Origin of the sequence: Peribacillus sp. NPDC046944 (assembly GCF_050272735.1) — a bacterium.
Taxonomy (GTDB): Bacteria; Bacillota; Bacilli; order Bacillales; family DSM-1321; genus Peribacillus.
This window is the reverse complement of record NZ_JBNNML010000001.1, coordinates 129,271-152,837: the sequence shown is the minus strand read 5'-3', so window position 1 is coordinate 152,837 and position 23,567 is coordinate 129,271. Positions and strand designations below refer to the sequence as shown.

Here is a 23,567-nt window from a genome sequence, read left to right as displayed (position 1 = left end):
GGATGAGTGAATTCAAATATTTAGACGTGTATAAAGATGGCGCACTAGGAATTATTAAAGTAAACCGGTTAGAGGTCCATAATGCGCTTAATAAAGAAACCATCCAAGAACTTTCCGCTTCCATAGATAAATGGGTAAATCACGATGGAGTCCAAGTCATTGTAATGACGGGAGCCGGAAGTAAATCATTTATTTCCGGTGCGGATATTAACCAGCTGACCGTGAAAACACCTATTCAAGGTTTAGAGGCTGACTTGTCCGTGTTATGTGAGAAAATCGAGAATTGTGAAAAGGTAACGATTGCCGCCATCAATGGGTATGCATTTGGTGGGGGATTTGAAGTAGCGTTAGCCTGTGATATCCGAATTGCTTCTGCGAATGCAAAGTTTTGCTTTCCCGAATTAAACTTATCCATCATTCCAGGTGGAGGTGGAACTCAAAGATTATCCCGTTTGATTAACAAAGGGGTCGCGCTGGACCTCATTTTAACGGGGGATGTGATGACAGCGGAACGAGCTGAAAGGCTAGGAGTCGTTTCGGCGGTCATACCCCAAGAAGAACTATGGGAAGCAGTCATTACTAAAGCACAAAAAATCATTACCAAAGGGCCCATCGCTTGCCGGCTAGCTAAGTTAGTCGTGAAAGAGGGAGCTGAGATAAATTTATCGTCAGCACTAGTATTAGAAAAGTTAGCCCAATCTCTTTTGTTTGGGACAAAAGATAAACAAGAAGGTACACAAGCATTTATTGAAAAAAGAAAACCTATTTTCGCAGGAAAGTGAAACGTTTAGTTTATGAACGAAATTGTTCATAAACTAAACGTTTTTTATTTATGGGTTTATAAAAAGGCAATGAAGTAAAGGATTCTCTATGTTTTTTAAGTTGGCATCAAAATTGCTTATATATAAAGGGAGTGGATTAAACTATTTAATTCCAACTATAAAACTACTAAAGGGGTGCTAGATATGGATTTTACATTATCAAAAGAACAGGAAGATTTAAAAAAGTGGGCGAAGAATTTAGCAAAAGAAAAATTCTCGGAAAAAGCATACACATGGATAAAAAACGGTGAGGTGCCATGGGAGAATGCACGGATTCTTGCAGAACACGGTTTGATGGGCATGACACTACCGGAAGAAGACGGCGGTCAAGGAATGACGTTAATGGAAGCCATTATCGTCATGGAAGAAATCGCAAAAGTTTGCCCGAATACGGCTGATATGTTCCAGGTGGGGAATTTTGGGGCGATTCGCCAATTGTCTGCCTATGGTTCACCAGAATTGAAGGCCCGTACTCTCCCGGGGATCTTAGCGGGTGAACAGTTAATCTCTGTTGCCATGAGTGAGCCCAATGCAGGTTCAGCTACAACCGACTTGGAAACACGAGCACGTATTGTGGGAGATAAAGTCATCGTAAATGGTTCGAAAGTATTCAATACACATGGTCCCCATAATCAATATTACGTAGTCTGGGTCCGTTTCGGTGATGATGTTCGTAGCTCGGGAGCCATCTTGATTGAACGTGGCTTACCAGGATTCACACTAGGAAAAACGGAAACACATATGTCAGGTGAGGAACATTGTGCATTATTCTTCGAAGATTGTGAAGTACCGATTGAAAATATCCTGGTTCCGGATAATGGGTTCAAAAAGTTATTTACCATGTTTAACATCGAACGTATGGGTAATACTTCACGCTCATTAGCTTTAGCACAAGCTGCTTTTGATATGGCAGTTGAACATGCAAAGGAACGTGAACAGTTCGGGCGTCCACTAGCTGAGTTCCAAGGCATTCAGTGGAAGGTGGCCGAAATGAAAATGAAATTGGAAGCTGGTCGCCTCTTGTTATATAAAGCGGCAACGAATGCAGATAAAGGAGCTCCAAGCCCATTAGAGGCTTCAATGGCAAAGTGTTATATCAATACAACCGCATTTGAGGTGGCAAATGAAGCTGTACAAATCTTTGGTGGATATGGCTACTCAACGGATTATCCATTGGAATATATTTTCCGTCGCGTTCGTGGTTGGATGATTGCAGGTGGTACACCAGAAATGCTGAAAAATAAAATTGCTGAGGAAGTATTTGAACTGCGCTTTAGCCAACGTAAAAAAAAGCCTGAGATTGAGAAGGTGGTTAAATGACTTTGACAGAACAAATGGTGGAGGAGAAGACATTTCTAACGGAATATGAAGGGGCGAAATTATTAAAAAAGTTTAAATTACCTGTTGCCCCTGCTGAATTGGCGAAAACACGCGAAGAGGCAGTGATTTTTGCTGATAAGATTGGCTATCCACTTGTATTAAAGGGTATGTCCCCGCAAATTACGCATAAAACGGAAGCCGGTATTGTCAAAGTGAATATTCAAGATGAGCAGCAACTTTTAGAAGCCTATGAAGTCATTATTGACAATGCAATCGCCTATGATGCTTCAGCGAAATTAGAGGGTGTACTTCTTCAAAAAATGTCCCAGAAGGGGCTAGAACTTATTTTAGGAATCAAAAGGGACCCCGTGTTCGGACATCTTTTGGTTCTGGGGATGGGTGGTACATTCGTAGAAATTTTGAAGGACTTTTCCATGCGAATTATGCCCGTAAGCAAGCAGGATGTTCTTAGCATGGTAGATGAGTTGAAAAGTGCCGAACTAGTAAAGGGATACCGCGATCAAGCCGGAATCGATATGAATCTGCTTGTGGACATTTGTCAGAAGCTTAATGAACTTGTAACCCTCCGTCCTGAAATTATGGAGTTAGACTTGAATCCTGTTATCTTCTCTGCAGAAGGTCCACTCATCTGTGATGTGCGCATTTTAAATGAGCCGGTCATTGAACTTGAAGGGGAGCGCCGGAGTTTAGAAAACCTGGATAAACTATTACATCCCTCATCCATAGCCATTGTAGGCGCATCGTCTAATGAAAAGAAGAATGGTGGCCGCTTAGTTAAGTATTTGGTGGAAAATCAGTTTAAAGGGAAAGTGTTTCCAATCAACCCTAAGGCAGATGAAATTTTCGGTCATCGCGTATATCCTTCTTTAACCGATGTAACTGAGCCAATTGATGTGGCTTGTATTATTGTGGCAGCACAGAGTGTCCCTGGCGTCATGCGTGAATGCCAACAAAAAGGGATTAAAAATGTCATTATCTATTCATCGGGTTTTGCTGAAGTCGGAGCAAAAGGGGCCCTTTTACAACAAGAAATATTAAGTATCGCTAAAGAAGCGGGGATTCGGATCGTAGGCCCAAATGTAATCGGTGTGGCCAGCCCAAATGACAATGTGTATATGGCATTTGGTTCGGCTTTAACAACAAAAGAAAAAGTGGCCGGCGGGATCGGATTCATTTCCCAAAGTGGAGCGATGGGTAGTGCTTTACTCAGTCGTGCTTGGGAGAATAAAGTGGGCTTTAGCCGATGGGTAACAGTGGCAAATGAAGTGGATCTCACAACTTCCGATTTTATTGAAACCTTTGCTGAAGATTCACAAACGAAAGTTATCTCGGCCTTCATGGAAGGTTTAAAAGATGCAAAGGCATTTGAACGTGCGACCCAAAAAGCGTTAGATGCGAAAAAGCCAGTTCTTGTTTATAAAACAGGACGCTCTGAAGTAGGGAAGCGGGCCGTTCAATCACATACGGGTTCCATCGCCGGTGATGAGGCGGTATATTCGGCGGCCTTTAGAAAATATAATGTATTACCCGTGGAACAAATCGAGGACTTAATTGAAGTTGCTGCGATATTTGAAAAACAACCACTGCCTAAAGGCAACCGCATTGGGATTGTTACAGCTTCTGGTGGTGCTTGTAGTGTAATTGCCGATTTATGCACAGCGAATGGACTTGAGGTACCTGAACTTACAGAAACTGCCGAGAAGATCAAGCAATACATTCCTGTATTTGGCGCAGCGAATAATCCCGTTGACGTAACGGCGGAGATAATCGGAAACCCTGATATGTTTAAGAAAGTATTAACAGCCGTTGTGGAAGATTCACAAATCGATGGTGTGCTCGTTATGCTAACATCGAATGCCGACCCGGGAGCACTTGTCATTGCCGAGGCCATTTATGAAGTCTTCCAATCGCACCAAAAACCGATAATCGTTGGGCGCTTAGGGGCAACTGCGATCGCACCAAAAGCAGTATCTTTCTATCAGGAAAAACAATTCTTCGTCTATCCAAACCCAGAAAAGATTGTGAAAGCCATGAAGTATTTGGTGGACTATGAACGGATTCTACGGATGAATGGGAGTCTATGAGAGAGAAGGGTGAGAGGGAAATGGAACAAATAGCCGTCGTCGGAAGTGGATTGATGGGTAGGGGAATTGCATTAACCGCTGCTCAAAACGGATTCACTGTACAACTTAATGATGTGGATGAAGATACCTTACAAAGAGCGCAAGCGTTTATTGAAGAAGAACTGGAGAAGGCTGTTGCAAGGCAGATCATCACTTTGGATCAAAAGCAGCAGGCAATCGCACGGATTTTCTATGAAACGTCACTTGAAAAAGCGGCTTCGAACGTTCAATTAGTGATTGAAGCCGTGCCGGAAATCATGAAGTTGAAAATTGAAATTTTTAAAAAATTAGATGAATATTGTTTACCACACACGATTTTAGCTACGAATACCTCAACAATGAGTCCTACAGAAATAGCGGCCCAAACGAATCGGCCTGAACAATGCATTGCGATGCATTTCTTTAATCCACCTCATAAGATGAAGCTTATTGAAATTGTCCGGGGATTACAAACAAGTGATGATACGATGGCCTTTGCAAAAGCCGTTGGGGAAAAGATGAATAAACAAACGGTTGAAGTCAATGAGTTCCCAGGCTTTGTAACAAGCCGTATGAACTGTTTAATTGGAAATGAAGCGATGACCATGCTAATGGAAGGTGTCGCTTCTGCACATGACATTGATCAAGCGTTAAAACTGGGACTCAATCATCCAATGGGACCATTGGAATTAGCAGACTTGGTAGGTTTGGATACGCGTTTAAAGAATATGGAGTATTTATATCAAACATTGGGTGAAAAATATCGACCTTGTCCCTTATTAAGTAAATATGTAAAGGCCGGTCGTTTTGGTAGGAAATCAGGTAGCGGTTTTTATGAATATGATGAAAAGGGGTGTAAGAAGTGAGGAATGTTGTAATTGTAGATGCAGTCCGGACCCCCATTGCCACAATGGGGGGAACACTAAAAGAGGTGGAAGTCGATTTCTTGGCGGCTTCCGTGATTGATGCCATTGTTAAGCGATCCAATCTAGATGCGAGTCTTGTTGATGAAGTCATATTAGGTCAGGCAAAACAAAGTGCCGACTCCCCTAACCTTGCGCGTCTTGCTGCATTACGTGCGGGTCTTCCAGTAGAAGTGGCCGGTTACACAGTACATAGGCAATGTGGTTCAGGATTACAATCGATCATAAATGCCGTTCAACAAATTCAGTGTGGGCAAAGCGACATCATCATTGCAGGTGGGGCAGAAAGCATGAGTACAGCACCCTATTACATGAGAGGTATTCGTTATGGACTTGGTGCAAATAACGGGCAATTGCTTGATCCGAATACAGAAAGCCAACCCCGTTCACAACCAGAGGATCAATATGGCAAATTTACAATGGGACTCACAGCCGAAAACTTGGTGGAGCAGTATGGGATTTCAAGAGAAAAGCAAGATTCATTTGCTTTTCGCAGTCAGTCACTTGCTTTAAAGGCGATTGAAGAAAACCGCTTTGCAGATGAAATTATCCCCTATAAAGTGAAGACTAGAAAAGGAACGGTGATATTTGACAAAGATGAATATCCGAGACAAACGACACCCGAAAAGTTAGCCGAATTAAAGCCAGTATTTAAAAAAGGAGGAAGCGTCACAGCAGGTAATAGTAGTGGCCGCAATGATGGGGCATCAGCCGTGTTGCTGATGTCCGAGGAAAAAGCTTTGAAGCTGGGCCTTAAACCACGCGCGCGCATTATTGGACATGCAGCAGTAGGCGTATCCCCAGAAGTCATGGGGATTGGACCAGTACCTGCCACGAAAAAAGCATTACAAGTTGCCAATATTTCAATGGAAGACCTGGATTTAATCGAATTAAATGAAGCTTTCGCTGCCCAGGCCCTTGCGGTGATTAAGGAGTGGGACGTGGGACTGGACAAGATCAATGTGAACGGAGGAGCCATTGCATTGGGGCACCCACTTGGGGCAACAGGTGCGATTTTACTAACTAAGATTCTCTATGAACTAGAACGTCGTAATGGTCGATATGGGTTAGTCACCCTATGTATAGGTGGAGGTATGGGTATTTCAGCCGTTATTGAAACAATGAAATAGACCAAAAAATAATGGACGGTTGCCCCGCTCCTATTAATGTAGGGATTGATCTCATAGTATAATCTACTTAATTGATAGAAGGGTGGCGGCATAAATGGATATATTCATAGAGGAGTTACAAGATTCAGATATGGAAGAGTTGTTAGCATTCGAACTGGAAAACAGAGCTTTTTTTGAAGAAATGGTCCCGTCTCGTGGAGATGACTATTATACCCCTGCTCATTTCAATGAAAGCCATAAAGCGTTACTCGATGAACAAACACGAGGAGCTTCCTTTTTCTATTTAATCAAGGATAAACACCATTCCATTTTAGGAAGAATAAATGTGGTAGATATCGAAGAAAACCAAAGAATAGGGCATCTTGGTTATCGAGTAGGTCAAATATACACTGGAAGAGGGATTGCCAATAGGGCTCTGCAATTATTACTAAAGAAAATCGTCGATAAAGATATCAAACAAATCCATGCAAAGACGACCACTACTAATATTCCCTCCCAAAAAGTTTTGGAGAAAAACGGCTTCAAGAAGGTGGCTACCAGTGAAGAAGGCTTCGAAATGAATGGACAGAATCTCCATTTCGTTTATTATACGTTGACTACCATGTTATCCGGTACAAACTGATGTATTCTATGGTAGAATTATTGTATCAATTTTCCAAATGAATAATTTTGAAGGGAATTTACAATGAATAAGTTTTTGAAAAGTGTTTTTCAGACTATAAACAAACAGGATCAATTTATGAGGGCATCCTTCTATATTATAGGAGGTTTCTTAATTATATTGGTTGGTTACGGATTTGGTCGTATGGTTGGGTTAGTCACCTTTTAAAGGTCAGGATTACTTCTAACAAGTTGGAACAAAACTAAGCATTTGGTGGACGCGCCCGCCAAATGCTATTTTTATACTCTGTTCAAGTTACGGAGGAATTTTTTTTTACAGAGGGACTATCCTAGATTTTAAAGATAAGATGAAATATAATTATTATTAGAATATTCTAATAATAAATCCCTTCGATTCCGCATCATGACGCTTCTCTATATCTCATCCGTTTTTTCCTCAACTAGGTCCAATGCAAAAATATGATAACGCTTCCAACCATTTGTGATTCTTTTAATAGGAGGAATGGATCTTGAAATCAATCACTAAGAAAAGCTGGCCAAAAGGTGTTTTGGAAACATTGCATTACCGATTAGGAGAAAAGCCGCTTCATGAGTACTTGATGGATAATGCGAAGGAACGTCCGGAGGAAACGGCGTATGTGTATTATGGGAACAGTCTGACTTGGAGGCAGCTTCAGGATGACACGGGGAGGCTCGCACAGTTTCTTAAAGACCAAGGTGTTACTAAGGGCGACCGGATCGCTTTGTTCATGCAGAATTGTCCGCAATATCTCATTGGACATTATGCCATCCAAATGCTTGGTGCAATAGTGGTTCCCTTGAATCCGATGTATAAAGAAGCGGAACTGGAATATTTGATCAAGGAGGCGGATATAAAGGCCGTTATTGCCGGCCAGGAGTTATATCCAACTATGGAAGCGGTGAGAGGTAAGGCAAAATCCTTACAATTTATCATCACCACCCATTATGCTGACTTTCTTTCAGAATCTCCCACTTTGCCGTTGCCAGTCGAGTTTTTGGCGGAGAAAGTGACAATGGAACGAACGTTTGATCTTCTTGAAATTCTCTATACGAATGAAGTTCTAAAAGAAGTGGAAGAAGTGAATATATGGGAAGATGTGGGCCTGATGGTCTTCACTTCGGGTACGACGGGGAGGCCGAAAGCGGCAATGCTTACATATGGGAACGCGTTGTTCAAAACGGCAGCGACTGCTCAAAGTTCTTTCATCACGCACAACGACAATATGCTGGCAGCCGCTCCGTTTTGTCATATTGCCGGGATGGTGATGGGCGTCAATATTCCTGTATACAGTGCCTGCATGTGTGTGGCATTGACAAGGTTTGAGCCAGAGGCTGCAATTAGTGCAATTGAAACATATAAAGTGAATAAATTATATACCATCGCTCCTATGAATGTAGCAATCTTGAATACTCACGGTATCGAAGGAAGAGACTTAACTTCACTTGAATTGAATTTCGCGACTAGTTTTGGCATTCCGGTCGATGAAAAACTTGCAAAGGCATGGGGGGAATTGACCGATGGTTGTCTTTTGTATGAAGCATCGTATGGGTTAAGTGAAACGCATACATGTGATACATTCATGCCGATTGATAAAATCAAGTTTGGTACTTGTGGCATTCCTACATTTGATACCGAGATATGCATCGTGGACCTTGAAACAGGAGAAGACTTACGGCCGGGTAAACGAGGGGAAATCGTGTTGAAGAATCCAGGCGTATTCAAAGGATATTTGAATAGGCCAGAGGCGACAGCCGAGACATTAAAAAATGGCTGGGTCTATACAGGTGACATTGGAATGCTGGATGAGGAAGGCTATCTGCATTTCCTCGGCCGTATGAAAGAGATGATCAAATCCTCCGGATACAGCATTTTTCCGGAAGATGTGGAAGTCTTGATGAAAGGCCATGAAGCGATTTTACAAGTTGCCGCAGTTGGTGTGCCAGATGGGAACAGGGGAGAAAGCGTGAAGGCCTTCATCGTATTGAAACCGGAGTACAAAGGGGAAATCAGTGAGGAGGAAATCATCGATTGGTCAAGAAACAGGATGGCGTCCTATAAATATCCCCGCTACGTTGAATTCCGGGACAGCTTGCCAACAACCAGTTCAGGCAAGGTATTACGGAGATTATTAAAAGAGTGATAGAAAGCCGATAGCGGCAAGTCGCTATCGGCTTTGTTTTGTAGGCGAAGGTCGAATTATGGATGGTGAGCGTCGAATTAATTCTGTGAATGTTGAATTAATGAGTGTGAGCGTCGAATTAATGGCAAGGAGGGACGAATTACGAAGAACGTGAACGGTTAAAAGCAGAAGACCCCATTCAAAATGGGGTCACAATTCATTTCTTTACTTGCGAGATCGTCATACCATCACCGATTGGAATCAGAAGGGATTCTAATTGTGGATGATTGGCCACGGTTATATTGAATCTCTTCATGACTTCCGTATAGCGCTTAGGTATCACTTCCGAATCTACTACACTACCATTGGCCAGGACATTATCCGTAATGATTAGAGCACCCGGCTCCGCAAGATCGATGCAAAGCCTCAAATAATTCTCATAGTTTTCCTTATCAGCATCGATAAAGAAAAAATCGAAGCGCTTATTTTCATCTACTAGCTTTTCAAGGCTTTGCAAAGCTGGTCCGGTCATATAGGACACTTGATCAGCGAATCCTGCTTTGGCTAGGTTGCTGTTTGCCAGCTTTGCATAACTTTCCTCTAATTCGAGGGAGGTTAATCTTCCTTCTTTACCGAACCCTCTAGCAAGGCAAATCCCGCTATAGCCGCCAAGCGCTCCAATTTCTAGAATACTTTTTGCTCCTGAAATGGATACCAGCATGGTAAGAAGTTTTCCGGAGGAAGGAGATACGGAGATGGGGCGCATGCCGTTCTCCTCAATGGAAGATAAGACATCCTCCAAAAGGGTATTTTGTTGATAAAATACGGAATCGATATACGTGTTCAATTGCTTCATGAATTACACTCCTTCTTCAGTATTTTTTGTGGTCTTTTCTGTAGCTTCCTTTTCATTGGGTGCGTCCGTTGCTTCGTTCTCTTGTATTTCAAATAATTGTGTGAATTCGTTGATGACCATATCTATGGCTTTCAATTCACCGACTAAGATGGGTTGAATGGATTGAAACTCAGGTTTATCTAACTGTTGTTGAATCGTTGACCGTTTAAGATTCATTCGATTCAAAAAAGCGATGGCCCGGCCTCGGCGAAAGGTTTTTGCTCCACGTCGATGTGTACCATCATTTCCTTTGTGTCGTCCACCACGACGATGGCCTTCTTCGTTCTGCATGTCCTTAAATGTCTCATCTTTCATATTCATATCACCTTTCTTTGTATACATTTGTATACATATTGGTTATGATTTCTAATTGTATACAAACGTATACGGTTTGTCAAAGATAATGAAAGATTCAATCATTTTGTAGGAATATCGAATATTACATCTTATCTTTCAAACAGCATCCTTAGTACAATGAAAAAAAATAGAATGCCAGTAAGTTTCAGTCCAGAAACCAATGTTTTTCTTTGAATCGTATCCGTTTTGTTCTTTGTGCTAATAAGATTGATGCCTAAAAGGATGAAAGCAATAAAAAACAAGACGAAGAATACATGTAGAGGAGCTTTATGTTCTTGATAAGCTATTTCCCCATCCTTGTCCGTAACATTAAAGCAATAGATTAAGAAAATGATGAAAATGATAGATGAATAGGTATAGGTTAGCTTACTAAAAAGACTTTTTTTCATAGTTCCCCTCATTTCCATATTAATGGGTAATATAAGGATATTCCTTTTCGCTAAAGAATGCTAAGCTAGGATGAGATTTTATTTCCATACCTGAACCTTTGGTATAAAATGGATTACGAAAGGAGCTGTTTTAAATGAGTAATATTGGGGTACCAGGAATCATTTTGATGATCATCGTATTTGCACTTATCGCTTTATTCTTCGTCTCATTTTTTGCGTTTATCAGTAAGCTACTTAAGAATTCAGACAAGAATCGTAATCAACCAGATATAGATAGTAGGCTCACTCGGATTGAAGATGAACTCCGGTCCATTAATAAGAAAATGGATCACCGGGATAGTTGATTGAAAGAGGTTGTTATCGAAATAGCGGAGGGCAAAATGAAGTCATTACAAGTAATCACGCTTGTTATTTTTACACCAGTCATTGTGCTGGATTATTTCCCAAATCTATCGCTGGTACGGGTGATTCCAGATGGTATTTTACTATGGCTGATTTTAGTCATATATGTGATCAGTTTTTCATTTAAGAGATTCAGTGATGGGAATCCTAGGGAATGGCTCCAGTGGCAAGTGCTTTCCCTCTTTTATTTACTCTCATTACTAGCTTTGCTGACCATTCTCGGAGGCCAATCGACTGCGGGAATTGCATTTGATAGTCCTTTCCTATGGCTGATTCTATTGATGTCGTGTTTGGATATCTATTCCCGGTGGAAGAAATTGAAACAGGAACAAGCTGCTCATTAGAGGAGGATTAGAATGATAAGTGCATCGACTTGGTTTAATCCTTACGTCTTAGAAGTGCTTATCCTCCCGACTGCTTTTGTAATAGGAACAGGATCAGCGTTGGTTACAAAGAAGTTTATAGTAGGACCCATCATTCATGTAATCATCACAGTGCTTTTCTATTTGTGGAATTTCACTTGTTTTCATGAAGAGGATTATCATTATAATAGGATTGATTTTGAATGGGTACTTATTGACTTAATCTTTGTAGGAATTACAGGCTTGCTATCTTGGGGGTTACTGAAAGTCAGAAGGAAATAGCTCATATCATAAAATCTTACTCTTCCTATTTAATAATAGAAGGGTAGGATTTTTTTATTTTCATGTATAGAAAAGTCCCATCCAGTTAATCATGAGAGTAAGAGAAGGGAGAGGGGAACGGTTCACAAAAGAAGATATCTTACTACTAATGTATATTTTTAAGAAAACATAAAGAATGATACTAATTTTCAAGTTGTCCAATATAATAGAAAAAAGGTGAAGGAGTTGGTTTCGAATGGAGAAGCAATTGCCTATAACACCACTAGAACCTGAGATGATGGAAACGTTGGCAGAAATGGTACTTATCAAGGCCCTCAGTGATTACCGGAAAACTCAAATCGAAAAAGAAATCGATCATTCGTTGGAAACCCGTGATAAGCAGGAATTTATAAGATTAACCAATGAATTGAAGAGTCTCTGTTAGAGTGGCCTTATGAATCAGGCTTTTTAATATCTGTATATAACGAAGGACCAATCTTCTATTGAAATTGGTCCTTTGTTTTTCTTTATTCTAATTGTCCCTGATAGGAAATCTGTTATGCATAGCTAAAATCACATTCTGATAAGCTATAGAAAAATAACCTTCAACATCCCATAAATAGCATAATAAATCATAAGGGAAGCAAGTAACTGGAAAATAAGGGCGATTAGAAACAAAAACTTTCGAACAAACCAACTATATTTGCTAAGCCTTAGATAAATGTAGTAACCGGAACCAACGAGAAGGAACATGAATAAGTTTATAAATTTTTGATAAGGGCTACTAGGTTTTTCATAGATGGTTAAAGCGTAAAAGCTGGTCATCGTTCCCTCTAATAAAAAATACAGAAGCCATAGGTAAGTTGTATTGTTAGATATCCTGCTAATAAATTTCTTATCTCTTCTATAATGCTGTATGCCATTCTCATCTTCTCCCTAACATGAACGGTACTTATAAAAATATAACTTTCAAAACCCCATAAATAACGTAATAAATAATAACAGAAGCAATTGCCTGTAGAAACAGGGCAATCAGGAATAAAAATTTTCGAACAAGCCAACTGTAATTTCTAAGTGTAAGATAAATATGATAGCCTGAGCCAACGAGAATGAACATGAAAAAATTCACGAACTTTTGATAGCGGTTACGAGGGTTCTCATAAATCGCCAGAGCATAAAAGTTTGTCATTGTACTTTCCAATAAAAAAATGGTGAAGCCATACGAAAGTTGTGTTAAAAGGAAACCGGTTAATAAAATTCTTATACCTTGAATTATGTCGTGCACATAATCTGCCTCTTTTCAAAACGAAAGGCCAATCTCTATTGAAATGGCCCCTCCGCTTTACTAAATCTATTAAATTTTTATATTGATTGTCCCTGATAGGCAGCCAAGTCACCAATACCAGCTAAAGTGGCTTCCCATTCATCATGGTTGGCTAAATGGATATGTACAGAGGTTTTTGAATCTTCCGTATATTCTGCAAGCCATATTCCACGATCAGAAGGTAAAAAGAATAGAATGTTCTCTAAATATGTTTCTTCTTCATAACTCGTTATACTAAAATTAGAAATATTAAACAAAGTCCAGTCATAAGTGCGCAGGTCATCAGAGAATAAGTAGAAACTGTCTTCTTCTTGCTGGGTAAACTTGGACTTCTTGCGTACTTTATCAACCTTTTTAGGATTACTTAGCCAATCAAATGCTTGCTCGGTCAGAGAGAAAGCTTCCTCACCTTGATATTTGTCAAAGGAGATTCCATAATATTCTCTAATAATCAATTGGATTTCAGAAGAGGGGATAATCGCGAATTCATGAATGATATCTCGATCGATCAAGTGGAAAAGCCATTCATCCTCTTTAAAGTGATGTAGCATTAATACGGACTTTTGACGGGAATTGGAGCAGCGAATCATTCTTTTTGAGCCAATATACTTTTCGATGAAACGCTGAGTTTCCTGCGTTAATGGTACTTCTTCCCGAGATTCTTGCTCCTCACTCCACATGTTTTTCATGATCAATTGATTTTTCGTCACTTCAAGAATGGTCAACCACTCTTTTTCGGACTTATCCCCAATAGCAGTTTCGGCAATACCTTTTGCGATTCCATGATGTCCGGCAACACTCACCATCAAGGCTAATTCTTCAGTCGTACAGGTTAACAAATGATTCATTTTGTCACGTCCTCTTTAGAATATATGTACCCACTTTTTGATAAGTTATAGAAAGATAGCTTTCACTGTCCCATAAATGATCTTGTAAATAATAATGGAAGCAATTCCTTGTATAATAAGAGCGATAAGGAAGAAAAATTTCCGTACAAACCAATTGTATTTACGTAGTCTGAGATAAATATAAAAGCCGGCACCCATCATGGCATACATGCAAAAGTTCACGGTTTTTTGATAAAGGTTACTGGGTTTCTCATAAGTTCCTAAAATATAATAGTACCTGATCATGGCGCTTTCGAATAAGAAGATTACAAAGCTAGATCCCCATTGGATTGAGAGGAGATATAGTAATAAAATTCCTATCCATTCAATTGTACTGTATGTCATTATTGTCCTCTTTCAAAAAATGGAATGTAACCCTTATAGAAAAATAGCTTTCAATACTCCATAAATGATTTTATAAATAATGATAGAAGCAATTCCTTGTGAAATAAGGGCTATTAAGAATAAAAACTTCCGAATAACCCAATTGTATTTGCTGATTTTAAGGTAAAGGTTGTATCCAATCCCGGTTAAAGTGAACATAATAAAATTAATGGACTTTTGAAAAAGAGTAGAAGGTTCTTCGTAAGTCCCTATAGTGTAAAAATTAATCATCGCTCTTTCTAATAAAAAAATGGAGAGACTGTAAGCAAATTGCGTTATAAGAATACATAATAATAAAAGTCTTATACCTTCTATTATGCTATATATCATGGTTCTCCTCTTTCTGAAATATATAAAAGGTATAAAAAATAAACCAGTTGTTACCTCCTGAATTTAGGAGGGTTACTATACAAACTTTAAAAGTAAGTGTATAGGAAATCACATGCTATCCCATAAATAGTGTAATGAAATATATTTATATAAGAATTATTGCTTCTAGAGTACGAAGCAAGGCTATATAAATAATAACGGACACCATTGCTTGTAAAACAAGGGCAATAAGAAATAAAAACTTTCGAACAAACCATTTATAATTTCTAAGTTTAAGGTAAATATGATAACCGGTACCGACGGTAACAAACATGAAAAGGTTTGCGAACTTATGGAAGAAATTTTTAGGTTTTTCATAGGTGGCTAGAGCATAATAATTTATCATAGTACTTTCTAATAAAAAGATTAAAAAACCAAACATAAGTTGAATGGAGAGTAAGTATCCAATTAAATTGCTGATTATTTCCGAAGTTCCTGATGACATTTTCTCCTCTTTCTAAAACTATAGAAAAATAGCTTTCAACGTCCCATAAATGATTTTATAAATAATAACGGAAGCAATTCCTTGTAAAAGAAGGGTTATTAGGAATAGAAGTTTCCTAACTAACCAATTGTATTTCCTGAGTTTAAGATAAATGTGAAATCCAGTACCAATTAAAGTAAACATGAAAAAATTCACGAATTTTTGATATGGGGTACTGGGTCTCTCATAAGTTCCCATAGCATAATAGTTGATCATCGCACTTTCGAATAAGAAAATAGTACAGCCAAATGCAAATTGTGTTGAGAGTATACATGTTATAAAAATCCTGATGCCTTGAATTATATCGTCTACCATGATATTCCTCTTTTTAAGTTATAGAAAAATAGCTTTCAACGTCCCATAAATGATTTTATAAATAATTACGGAAGCAATTGCTTGTAAAATAAGAGCTATTAAGAAAAGAATTTTCCGAAGAAACCAATTGTATTTCCTAAGTTTAATATAAATATGAAAACCAGTACCTATAGTAATGAACATGAAAAAATTAACTGATTTTTGATAGATTGTACGAGGTTTCTCATAGACACCTAAAGCATAAAAATTTGTCATAGTTTCTTCCAATAAAAAAATTAAGAATCCATATATAAGTTGTCCTGAAAGTATACATAATAATAAAATTCTTATCCCTTGAATTATGTCTATTATCATTGAAATCCTCTTTTCAATTATTAAATTATGCTTTTGAATAATTACATCTTTATACTATAGATTTAATCTTATTCAAGTGTATAAAAATCCATATAAACTAGAATGAAAATACTCTGTTTAATTAATCTATGTTAAAGTTCTTGGTTAGTTTTGAATAGTAGTAGTCACTGTGGTTTACGAAGCGAAACATTAAAGAACTATTTAAAAACTGTTGTTTTCGATGTAAATTGCGATTTTCTTATTTTTTTCCATATAATACCAGTCAAGAATAAACTAATATTATTAGATGTCGGTTAGGCGTCATTATTCTATTTACAATAAAATCAACCTTTATCTTGAACATAGTTTTTAATTAAACCAACTAGATACAGAATTTTTTATATTACTACCAATGTTGTCCATTACTTTACCTGACTTATTAATGATTTTATCTGCAACTTCTCCAACTTTTTCACCAGCATCTTTGATTTGATTACCAAATGTAGAGCTTACTATTCCACCAACTAAGCCTCCTACTGCTCCGCCTACAACGATTCCAACAGGTCCGCCGATACTTCCTATTGTGGCACCTATTTTTGCTCCTACCCCAATTGCTGCCAAATCTGCGCCGAATCCAAATGCCCACCTTCCTGTTTTTTCAGCGATAGTCTTATTGGAGTTCTCTGGATCTGAAAATTCACCAAGATTAGAAGTAAAAGATACTGCAGTACCAACCAATGGAATTCTTTTTGCCACAGATGTTAACCCCTTAGCGCCTGCTGCTTTACTCAATAGACCTGTTGTACCATTCGATTTTATTCTTTCAGTTGTTCCCTTAACTAAGTCTTTACCGGTTGATCGTTCGAAGTTTTTCGGGAAACCGGCCAGGTGTTTTAACATATGGGAAGGACTTGTGTAAGAAGCAGCGAATTTCTGTAGTTTCTGCATCACTGGGTTAGTAGGTGTGGATCTGGAAAAGTCCAATAGCCATTTAGAAACTTTCGAACTATGTTTTCCTTTCGATGTCCAAGACGGATCTGACTTTACAGAAAACTCATAGTTTCCTTTTAGTTTTTGCCATAGTGTCGGTTTACTACCAAAGTAATGAATACTTAATTTTTTTGACAAAAACATGGTAGATATAGAGGAAGCCGCTTGATATCCTACTAAGACATTATCGCCAAAACTCATTTTCCCGTTAATATAGGCAAAAGGAGAGGTAAGCATTTGTCCAAATGTCATCTTATCTTCTGAAGCTACTTGCTTTTTTACCTCTGAAAATGCCGGCTTATCCTTTAATTGATTCACATCATAGTTCTGAATGTTGAAGTTTCCGCTACTGAACATCCCTTGAATTTCATTGAGGTATTTGTTCATCAATTGTATGTCATCCTCTACGGATGCTAGTTCTTTTGTTTGGCTTGTATCAAACGCACCCAAATTATCAACCGTTTTCTTTATTCTAGAATTAGCCCTTTGATAGTGGGTGAGAAATGTCTGGTCATTGAGCTTTTCGATGGCAACGATATCACGTATCTGATCCAGGGTGGTGTTGGTTTCATCCACTAAATCAATGGTTACATTTTGTGCATTTTTTAAGCCTGTCGTGAGTTCGCCTTCAAGAAAGCTTTGGCGGATAAAACCGCTTGAATCAGACTCCAATTCATTAGAAGCCTCTTTAAGAGCCGTCAGGACTGCTTCATAGTTTTTAAGAGAAGAGTCATAGAATGAAAGGAAAGGGATATGCCAATCTTGATAAAAGGAGCGTATCGCTGAACCACCTTTTCCTTTTAAGGAATCATCGAGATTGGAAAATTCAAGAATAACCTTCTCCAGTTCATTTGCCTGTTTCCTTTGGGCTTTTACTTTGCTTAGTAATCCATCTATTCCACTATGTAAAGATTGAGAATGAAGTGTCCTCATTGTATCCTCCATATTCTAATGTGCGTTTATAGAAGTTGAAAGCTGTTGGTCAACCTGCTCTACCTCTTGTATGGCCGTTCGTACGGATTGGTTATTAGCTTTTAAGATTTCTTTATAGGTTTGGCCAATCTTTTCTAATTGATGGTTTAGTTCCTTGATTTTTTTTACAACGTCTAATTCATTTCCGGCTGCGAAGTCTTCTAGTAATTTCGTTTTGAAGGATTCCATTGTACGGTCCATTGTTGAGATGGCTGATTTTACATCTTCACCATTCACTTTTATTTCTTGACTCAAACCATTCAATCCTTTCCTAGCTTTTCTTGTCTTCGTTTTTCTTCTTCTCTAGCAAGTCGTTCGATTTCAGCCGTAATCCTGGCTTCTAATGAAGTGATTTCTGATTGAAGACTCATTATTTCGTTTTCGATGGCCGTTATCGCTGCATTCAACTGAGATTGAGATAAATCTTTATAGGCTGATTCTAGGTTTTCACGAACTTCAGTAAAATCAGTGGCTAAGGTTCCATGCCATGTTTGGGAAGAGAGCGCTGGGTCCGTTACTAATCTTTCATTTTGAAGAAACTCTCCTTGTAGACTGTCTAATTCATGCTTGCAGGTTTTTAACTTTTCGACTTGTTGCTTCTTCAGGGTTAATTCGGATTGTAAATCGGTTAGATAGGACAATGTTTTCAGCCCCTTATGCTTATAGGTATGGTGATAATAGTCACGGTATCTATATGGTAACACGTGGAAAATAACTTAATAAATGGGTCGATATTACCTAAAAAAGTGTGAGTGTAGTCAATTATCCCTGCATTAAATTGTTTTTGAATGGTAATGGAACAAGTTGCATTAGTTCGTATCCCTAATGAAGCATGCTAGGGTTTTCAAGATTCCGTTTCTTTTTTAACATTCTTATGGTGAAATAGTAAACTTTTGTTATAATGGAAATTCCTGCTTAATAAATGGGCGGCAAAAACAAAGAGGCGAGGGGAAGTTTTGAAAAAGTTCATGATCGTATTAGTGGGGGCTGTTTTGTTGGGTGGTTGTAACCTGGACAACGATGCCAAGTCAGAGGCAGTAGATAGTGCAGACCATGTCGATAGTACTGACAATACTATAGAAGAAACGGGGAAGGAAGAAGTCCATTCAAGTTATACGGTTGCCGACTATATAAAGTCCGTAGAAGGTAACCTTGAGGCGAATTCGGATGATTTGATCGAAAAGCTTAAAAAGGTACAAACATACAACTTTTACTCTGAAGTGGAGCTCTTGGATTTTGTGGCTGATCGGAATGATTTTTATTTATCCATCACGATGTTTTCCATGGATCGAGTAGCTAATGAGGTCTTTTATGAGGGAAAGGATTCTAGCATTTTTTCAGGTAGTGTGGGAATTGTAGAAGATGTACCATTTTCCATCGTCTTAGGTAACGAAATAGATGACTTTTGGAATTTTTACGAGGAGAACGATGAAGAACTGGATACATTAGAGAAACAAGCCATCACAAAGTGGTTTGCGGAGTGTTGGGAAAAAGCGAATGGAGAAGCGATTGAATTGCCTTCTTATTTTTGTTTTCATGATGAGTATGAATCCTTTGATTTGAAGAAAAGAGAACAGATTTCCGATGATGAGAAATGGGCTGAATGATACGACAAAGAAGGTCACCAATGGCGACCTTCTTTTTTTCGTTTTCAGCTAGAAGTACCATATCAACCCGGCAATGCCTAATGACAGTATGCCAATAATCCCGGTATACAATGACATGTTTAATCTGAACTGCCGATGTTCACTCGTTTCCGAATGGAAATTAGCCCGTTGTTCAGGCCCGGTTGTCCAGGCCCCTATAAATATTCCTGAAAGGCTTATTCCTACCACACCAATAATCATGAATACCTTTAGCAACCGCCTCACCCCTTATTCACCTTAGGTAACTCTACGTTTCAAAAGGTAAATCGTTCCAATTATTCAAATGAAGGTAGAAGTGCCCAACAAATGGGGTACTAGAAGGGAGGAAGAGGTTCTTCATTCTTCCATAAGGAAACACCTAAGAAATGAAAGTTGTGCGCAATTCCTTCATGACAAAGTGTTTTTTGCTGTCTCCTTAGATTTCTTTTTCCAATAAGCGCAGGCAGGTGTTGACGTTTTCTTCGAATAGTTCCATATCTTGTTTGGACTTGGAGGCATATTGGGTCTTTATAACATGGAGTAAGCTTTCTATTAAAAATACCCGTGGCTTACTGGTTTGCATCAGCTCTTCTTGAATGAAGTCGATTAGTTCATTTGCTTTTGATTGATCTTCTCGACAAGGAAGCGATCTGTGTGTTGCCTTTTTTAGGGCCAAGGTGGATTTCATTAACTCATTATGACATTGATGTAAATTATTTTTAGAGGTTGGAAGCCATGTATTGATTAATTCCGGATTAAGTATTTGTTCTTTGCTTTTGGCTACTCCGTCAACTAAATCGACGATCCGGTTCATGCAATAGCGGATGACTTTAATTTCTGGTGTAGCGGTATCTTTGGCATGGAAGCTGAAATAACTCATATGGGCCATCATTCCGTTAAAGAGAATGGCGGTATCCAATAAATAAGGTTTTTTACTTTCCCCAAAGATATCGATAAAACGACCATACATCCAACGTATGCTTAATAATTGGATGCGCTTGATGAATTCTTTCAATTCTTCGTCGTTTGATACACGTACTTCTTCAATTAAGACGAGTAATTTACTTTGTATATTCACCGTCATTTGTATTTCTAGCTGTTTAATGAATATTTCAATATCCGCTAAATCCTGACCAATCAATAGTTCTTCCCGGTCATAGCGGATCTTTTTATAGAAGGAACTGAAAATGGCCATAAATAATTCTCCCTTGGAGGGGAAATAATTATAAAATGTACCTTTGGAAATGCCACTGCCATCTAAAATATCTTGGATGGATGTCGCTTGATAGCCTTTTTCAATAAACAATTTATGAGCTGTATCGATGACATTCTGCTTGCGTTCATTCATATGATCACCCTTAGTCAATTATAATGCCTGTATAAATGTAATCGTATACTATTTTCCATACCAGCACAAACCCAATATTCACGTAAGAAATTTATATTGCAAAATATGGGCGAGGAGTATATTATATATTTTATGCAGAAAGTTAGACTTACCGTATAAGAAAATGAACCAACAGTTTGAATGGAGGAATAGATAAAAAGTGAGTACTACTCAAACGATAGAAAAAAAGGCCCCTTATGGCATTTTAGCCATCTTGATGATCGGGGCATTCATATCCATACTTAATTCAACTCTTTTGAATATTGCATTACCATCCATATCAAAAGATCTTGAAATCGAGACGGCAACCGTCCAATGGTTGGCAACGGGATATATGCTGGTGAATGGTATCATGATTCCTACAACAGCCTTCTTAATTAGAAAATATTCTGTGCGGAAGCTGTTCTTGACAGCGATGTTGCTATTTTCAATCGGGACGATTGTTGCAGGTGTAGCACATGTATTCCCATTGTTATTAGGTGCACGGATGGTTCAGGCGGCTGGTTCAGCGATCATGATGCCATTATTAATGAACGTTCTTTTAACGTCATTCCCTGTTGAAAAGCGTGGATCGGCAATGGGGTTATTCGGTTTAGTCATGATGGCTGCCCCTGCTATCGGACCAACGCTATCCGGATGGATCGTGGAACATTATGACTGGAGAATGCTTTTCCACTTTATTACTCCACTTGCGTTACTAGTTCTTATTCTTGGCTTCTTTAAACTGAAAGACAAGAAAGAAAAAGTAGATATTCGAATAGATATTCTGTCTGTCATTCTATCTAGTTTAGGTTTCGGCGGATTGCTGTACGGCTTCAGCTCAGCGGGTAGCAAGGGCTGGGATAGTCCTTGGGTATACGGAACATTAGCCGTCGGTGCCGTTACACTGGTTCTTTTCATTGTACGCCAGCTTAAAATGGAAACGCCGATGCTTGAATTCAGGATTTTTACCCATCCAATGTTCGCCTTATCAGCGGCCATTTCCATTGTCCTGAATATGGCAATGTTCTCGGCCATGATCTTGATGCCGATGTATATCCAAACGCTTCGTGGCATTTCACCGTTCGATTCGGGACTGTTGATGCTTCCAGGAGCAATCATCATGGCACTCATGTCACCAATTACCGGTAAGCTATTTGATAAGTTCGGAGCACGCGTTCTTGCTGCTGTTGGTTTGCTTATCACCGTTGTTACCACTTATTACTTTAGCGAGTTGACTATGGAAACATCGTATGGAAATATTATGGTTCTGTATTCTGTACGGATGTTCGGGTTGTCCATGGCAATGATGCCTATCATGACAAATGGTTTAAACTCATTGCCGGCCCGTATGAATCCACATGGTACTGCGATGAATAATACACTTAATCAAGTTTCAGGTGCAATCGGAACAGCATTGCTCGTTACGGTCATGTCTAACCGAGCCACTTCGTCTGGCGAAGACCTAATGACTGCTGCCATGAGCAAATTAACAAGTCAGCCTACAGCTGAGATGATGGCTCAAATGCAAGCGCAAGTTGGTATGCAAGCGATGTTAGATGGCATTAACTTCTCTTTCCTTGTATCAACCTTCATCGCTGGATTGGCGCTAATCTTAACATTCTTCATTAAGCGTGCTTGGCCTGCAGAAGATAAGCTAGCTAAAAGGGAAAAACAAACATCATAAGATAATAAAAACGTGATCATGGTCATCTCCTTTTGGGGGAGAGGCTAAGGATCATGTTTTTTTATTTTTTTTATGGTAAAAATAGGATAATTGCAAATTGATGTAGAAATATCTAACAGGTATCCAAAAAGGAGCTATTAAAGGAGGAGTACATGAGTAAATATGGATTGATTGGAAAGTTCATTGTGAAAGATGGCGAACGTGACGCAATGGTAAATATTTTGTTAGAAGCAGCAGAATCCCTAAAGAGCCTGGACGACTGTGAAATCTATCTCGTCAATATTTCCGAAGAAGAGCCTAACTCTGTTTATGTGTATGAAGTGTGGAACGATGAAGGTGCCCATCAAGCATCCCTCGGTCTTGAAGCGACTCAAACATTAATAAAACGAGCAAAACCAATCATGGCTGGAATGGAGAGGATCGGTACATTACAAACAGAGGGAGGGAAAGGCTTATTGGACTAAATGTGTGAAAGTGAAATTATAGGGTTTCTAAAGGTCCTTCTTTATCCTGTTAGAGGTGTTATCTGATCGTAAATACCAATTGGATAATAAATACTCAAGGAGGGAATCAATGATTTATGAAATGACCATACAAATTCGGGTTACCGATATAGAAGAAGGACGCCAGTGGTATGAGTCCTTCATAAAACGCAAACCTGACTTTATGCCTCATGAAGGTTTTATGGAGTGGGAACTCATTCCAGGGAGTTGGCTACAAGTATCGGAAGGAACACCATCAGAAGGATGTGGTCCGTTACGTATAGGTGTGGTTAGTCTGGAAAAAGAACGGGAAAGAGTCATGCAAGAACTTGGAGTGGAATTTTTTGAGATTCATTCAAGAGCGGAGGTTCCAGTAAAGTGGGGAACGTTTAGTGATCCTTGGGGCAATAGGCTTGGCTTCTTTGAATATGTAAGTAAAACGGAAAAAGCATGAAGTGTGGATATACGTTTTGGGCTTACCATTCGTAATCACAAAAGGGTAAGCAAGGTGTTTTGAAAGCTAAACGGTAAGAATGGGTTGTGTTTCGAAACCTGACTTTTCAAATAAAAGAGGATGGACATGCTTCTAGATTGTAGAAGAACA

At 38.9% G+C, this 23,567-nt stretch carries 24 protein-coding genes; 15 read left to right on the top strand and 9 right to left on the bottom strand.

The window, feature by feature from the left end; translation table 11 throughout:
• Positions 1 to 2: 2 nt before the first annotated feature.
• The 7 genes from ACQKIC_RS00795 to ACQKIC_RS00765 all read left to right on the top strand — a co-directional run bounded on the left by ACQKIC_RS00795 (position 3) and on the right by ACQKIC_RS00765 (position 9,100).
• Complete coding sequence (locus tag ACQKIC_RS00795) at positions 3 to 782, top strand: enoyl-CoA hydratase/isomerase family protein (RefSeq protein ID WP_402957997.1); 780 nt, start codon at positions 3 to 5, stop codon at positions 780 to 782.
• A 183-nt stretch (positions 783 to 965) separates the two neighbouring features.
• Positions 966 to 2,141: an acyl-CoA dehydrogenase family protein gene (locus ACQKIC_RS00790; RefSeq protein ID WP_402957995.1), complete on the top strand. Its 1,176-nt coding sequence runs from the start codon at positions 966 to 968 to the stop codon at positions 2,139 to 2,141.
• A complete protein-coding gene (locus ACQKIC_RS00785) occupies positions 2,138 to 4,246 on the top strand; it encodes an acetate--CoA ligase family protein (protein WP_427590730.1) in 2,109 nt (702 codons plus the stop codon). Before ACQKIC_RS00790 ends, ACQKIC_RS00785 begins: the two co-directional genes overlap by 4 nt.
• A gap of 20 nt (positions 4,247 to 4,266) precedes the next feature.
• Positions 4,267 to 5,130, top strand: a complete 864-nt coding sequence (locus ACQKIC_RS00780; RefSeq protein ID WP_427590729.1) for a 3-hydroxyacyl-CoA dehydrogenase family protein — start codon at positions 4,267 to 4,269, stop codon at positions 5,128 to 5,130.
• A complete protein-coding gene (locus ACQKIC_RS00775) occupies positions 5,127 to 6,317 on the top strand; it encodes a thiolase family protein (RefSeq protein WP_427590728.1) in 1,191 nt (396 codons plus the stop codon). Before ACQKIC_RS00780 ends, ACQKIC_RS00775 begins: the two co-directional genes overlap by 4 nt.
• A 94-nt stretch (positions 6,318 to 6,411) precedes the next feature.
• Positions 6,412 to 6,939: a GNAT family N-acetyltransferase gene (locus ACQKIC_RS00770; RefSeq protein WP_427590727.1), complete on the top strand. Its 528-nt coding sequence runs from the start codon at positions 6,412 to 6,414 to the stop codon at positions 6,937 to 6,939.
• Between the two features lie 508 nt (positions 6,940 to 7,447).
• Complete coding sequence (locus tag ACQKIC_RS00765) at positions 7,448 to 9,100, top strand: AMP-binding protein (protein WP_427590726.1); 1,653 nt, start codon at positions 7,448 to 7,450, stop codon at positions 9,098 to 9,100.
• Positions 9,101 to 9,296: 196 nt separating this feature from the next.
• On the opposite strand, the gene ACQKIC_RS00760 is transcribed toward ACQKIC_RS00765, so the two are convergent.
• From ACQKIC_RS00760 to ACQKIC_RS00750, 3 genes are all read right to left on the bottom strand, one after another.
• Positions 9,297 to 9,935 carry an O-methyltransferase gene (locus tag ACQKIC_RS00760; protein WP_427590725.1) on the bottom strand — a complete coding sequence of 213 codons (639 nt, stop codon included), beginning with the start codon at positions 9,933 to 9,935 and terminating at the stop codon, positions 9,297 to 9,299.
• Between the two features lie 3 nt (positions 9,936 to 9,938).
• Positions 9,939 to 10,289, bottom strand: a complete 351-nt coding sequence (locus ACQKIC_RS00755; protein WP_427590724.1) for a hypothetical protein — start codon at positions 10,287 to 10,289, stop codon at positions 9,939 to 9,941.
• A gap of 131 nt (positions 10,290 to 10,420) precedes the next feature.
• A complete protein-coding gene (locus ACQKIC_RS00750) occupies positions 10,421 to 10,720 on the bottom strand; it encodes a hypothetical protein (protein ID WP_427590723.1) in 300 nt (99 codons plus the stop codon).
• 134 nt (positions 10,721 to 10,854) lie between these two features.
• Here ACQKIC_RS00750 and ACQKIC_RS00745 point away from each other — a divergent pair, with 134 nt between their 5' ends.
• The 4 genes from ACQKIC_RS00745 (at position 10,855) to ACQKIC_RS00730 (ending at position 12,190) form a co-directional block, all read left to right on the top strand.
• Complete coding sequence (locus ACQKIC_RS00745) at positions 10,855 to 11,064, top strand: DUF4083 family protein (RefSeq protein ID WP_427590722.1); 210 nt, start codon at positions 10,855 to 10,857, stop codon at positions 11,062 to 11,064.
• Between the two features lie 36 nt (positions 11,065 to 11,100).
• Positions 11,101 to 11,466 carry a hypothetical protein gene (locus ACQKIC_RS00740; protein ID WP_427590720.1) on the top strand — a complete coding sequence of 122 codons (366 nt, stop codon included), beginning with the start codon at positions 11,101 to 11,103 and terminating at the stop codon, positions 11,464 to 11,466.
• A 12-nt stretch (positions 11,467 to 11,478) separates the two neighbouring features.
• On the top strand, positions 11,479 to 11,766 hold the full coding sequence (locus tag ACQKIC_RS00735) for a hypothetical protein (protein WP_403080280.1): 288 nt from the start codon (positions 11,479 to 11,481) through the stop codon (positions 11,764 to 11,766).
• A 235-nt stretch (positions 11,767 to 12,001) separates the two neighbouring features.
• Positions 12,002 to 12,190: an IDEAL domain-containing protein gene (locus tag ACQKIC_RS00730; RefSeq protein WP_402873721.1), complete on the top strand. Its 189-nt coding sequence runs from the start codon at positions 12,002 to 12,004 to the stop codon at positions 12,188 to 12,190.
• A gap of 917 nt (positions 12,191 to 13,107) precedes the next feature.
• Here the strand turns inward: ACQKIC_RS00730 and ACQKIC_RS00725 are convergent.
• The 4 genes from ACQKIC_RS00725 to ACQKIC_RS00710 form a co-directional block, all read right to left on the bottom strand.
• Positions 13,108 to 13,917, bottom strand: coding sequence for a hypothetical protein (locus tag ACQKIC_RS00725; RefSeq protein WP_427590719.1), 810 nt, complete (start codon positions 13,915 to 13,917; stop codon positions 13,108 to 13,110).
• Positions 13,918 to 16,210: 2,293 nt separating this feature from the next.
• Complete coding sequence (locus ACQKIC_RS00720) at positions 16,211 to 17,764, bottom strand: ribonuclease YeeF family protein (protein WP_427590718.1); 1,554 nt, start codon at positions 17,762 to 17,764, stop codon at positions 16,211 to 16,213.
• Between the two features lie 15 nt (positions 17,765 to 17,779).
• Positions 17,780 to 18,058 carry a DUF5344 family protein gene (locus tag ACQKIC_RS00715; protein ID WP_427590717.1) on the bottom strand — a complete coding sequence of 93 codons (279 nt, stop codon included), beginning with the start codon at positions 18,056 to 18,058 and terminating at the stop codon, positions 17,780 to 17,782.
• A 5-nt stretch (positions 18,059 to 18,063) separates the two neighbouring features.
• Positions 18,064 to 18,444, bottom strand: a complete 381-nt coding sequence (locus ACQKIC_RS00710; RefSeq protein WP_427590716.1) for a YwqH-like family protein — start codon at positions 18,442 to 18,444, stop codon at positions 18,064 to 18,066.
• A gap of 315 nt (positions 18,445 to 18,759) precedes the next feature.
• Between ACQKIC_RS00710 and ACQKIC_RS00705 the strand changes: the two genes are divergently transcribed.
• The gene (locus ACQKIC_RS00705; protein ID WP_427590715.1) at positions 18,760 to 19,410 is read left to right on the top strand and encodes a hypothetical protein; all 651 of its coding nucleotides are present in this window, start codon (positions 18,760 to 18,762) and stop codon (positions 19,408 to 19,410) included.
• A gap of 48 nt (positions 19,411 to 19,458) precedes the next feature.
• On the opposite strand, the gene ACQKIC_RS00700 is transcribed toward ACQKIC_RS00705, so the two are convergent.
• Complete coding sequence (locus ACQKIC_RS00700) at positions 19,459 to 19,650, bottom strand: DUF5316 family protein (protein ID WP_427668494.1); 192 nt, start codon at positions 19,648 to 19,650, stop codon at positions 19,459 to 19,461.
• A 214-nt stretch (positions 19,651 to 19,864) separates the two neighbouring features.
• The gene (locus ACQKIC_RS00695; protein WP_402986796.1) at positions 19,865 to 20,776 is read right to left on the bottom strand and encodes a TetR/AcrR family transcriptional regulator; all 912 of its coding nucleotides are present in this window, start codon (positions 20,774 to 20,776) and stop codon (positions 19,865 to 19,867) included.
• A gap of 256 nt (positions 20,777 to 21,032) precedes the next feature.
• Here ACQKIC_RS00695 and ACQKIC_RS00690 point away from each other — a divergent pair, with 256 nt between their 5' ends.
• From ACQKIC_RS00690 to ACQKIC_RS00680, 3 genes are all read left to right on the top strand, one after another.
• The gene (locus ACQKIC_RS00690) at positions 21,033 to 22,481 is read left to right on the top strand and encodes a DHA2 family efflux MFS transporter permease subunit (protein ID WP_402873934.1); all 1,449 of its coding nucleotides are present in this window, start codon (positions 21,033 to 21,035) and stop codon (positions 22,479 to 22,481) included.
• 152 nt (positions 22,482 to 22,633) lie between these two features.
• Positions 22,634 to 22,945, top strand: a complete 312-nt coding sequence (locus tag ACQKIC_RS00685) for a putative quinol monooxygenase (protein ID WP_402873747.1) — start codon at positions 22,634 to 22,636, stop codon at positions 22,943 to 22,945.
• A gap of 109 nt (positions 22,946 to 23,054) precedes the next feature.
• Entirely contained in the window at positions 23,055 to 23,417 is a 363-nt protein-coding gene (locus ACQKIC_RS00680; RefSeq protein ID WP_402873749.1) for a VOC family protein, read from the top strand.
• Positions 23,418 to 23,567: the final 150 nt, after the last annotated feature.

Bases quoted from the DNA above. Each gene is read 5' to 3' on its own strand.
- ACQKIC_RS00795 (WP_402957997.1), top strand. From the start codon at position 3: ATGAGTGAATTCAAATATTTAGACGTGTATAAAGATGGCGCACTAGGA.
- ACQKIC_RS00790 (WP_402957995.1), top strand. From the start codon at position 966: ATGGATTTTACATTATCAAAAGAACAGGAAGATTTAAAAAAGTGGGCG.
- ACQKIC_RS00785 (WP_427590730.1), top strand. From the start codon at position 2,138: ATGACTTTGACAGAACAAATGGTGGAGGAGAAGACATTTCTAACGGAA.
- ACQKIC_RS00780 (WP_427590729.1), top strand. From the start codon at position 4,267: ATGGAACAAATAGCCGTCGTCGGAAGTGGATTGATGGGTAGGGGAATT.
- ACQKIC_RS00770 (WP_427590727.1), top strand. From the start codon at position 6,412: ATGGATATATTCATAGAGGAGTTACAAGATTCAGATATGGAAGAGTTG.
- ACQKIC_RS00760 (WP_427590725.1), bottom strand. From the start codon at position 9,935: ATGAAGCAATTGAACACGTATATCGATTCCGTATTTTATCAACAAAAT.
- ACQKIC_RS00755 (WP_427590724.1), bottom strand. From the start codon at position 10,289: ATGAAAGATGAGACATTTAAGGACATGCAGAACGAAGAAGGCCATCGT.
- ACQKIC_RS00750 (WP_427590723.1), bottom strand. From the start codon at position 10,720: ATGAAAAAAAGTCTTTTTAGTAAGCTAACCTATACCTATTCATCTATC.
- ACQKIC_RS00745 (WP_427590722.1), top strand. From the start codon at position 10,855: ATGAGTAATATTGGGGTACCAGGAATCATTTTGATGATCATCGTATTT.
- ACQKIC_RS00740 (WP_427590720.1), top strand. From the start codon at position 11,101: ATGAAGTCATTACAAGTAATCACGCTTGTTATTTTTACACCAGTCATT.
- ACQKIC_RS00735 (WP_403080280.1), top strand. From the start codon at position 11,479: ATGATAAGTGCATCGACTTGGTTTAATCCTTACGTCTTAGAAGTGCTT.
- ACQKIC_RS00730 (WP_402873721.1), top strand. From the start codon at position 12,002: ATGGAGAAGCAATTGCCTATAACACCACTAGAACCTGAGATGATGGAA.
- ACQKIC_RS00725 (WP_427590719.1), bottom strand. From the start codon at position 13,917: ATGAATCATTTGTTAACCTGTACGACTGAAGAATTAGCCTTGATGGTG.
- ACQKIC_RS00720 (WP_427590718.1), bottom strand. From the start codon at position 17,764: ATGAGGACACTTCATTCTCAATCTTTACATAGTGGAATAGATGGATTA.
- ACQKIC_RS00700 (WP_427668494.1), bottom strand. From the start codon at position 19,650: ATGATTATTGGTGTGGTAGGAATAAGCCTTTCAGGAATATTTATAGGG.
- ACQKIC_RS00695 (WP_402986796.1), bottom strand. From the start codon at position 20,776: ATGAATGAACGCAAGCAGAATGTCATCGATACAGCTCATAAATTGTTT.
- ACQKIC_RS00690 (WP_402873934.1), top strand. From the start codon at position 21,033: ATGATCGGGGCATTCATATCCATACTTAATTCAACTCTTTTGAATATT.
- ACQKIC_RS00685 (WP_402873747.1), top strand. From the start codon at position 22,634: ATGAGTAAATATGGATTGATTGGAAAGTTCATTGTGAAAGATGGCGAA.
- ACQKIC_RS00680 (WP_402873749.1), top strand. From the start codon at position 23,055: ATGATTTATGAAATGACCATACAAATTCGGGTTACCGATATAGAAGAA.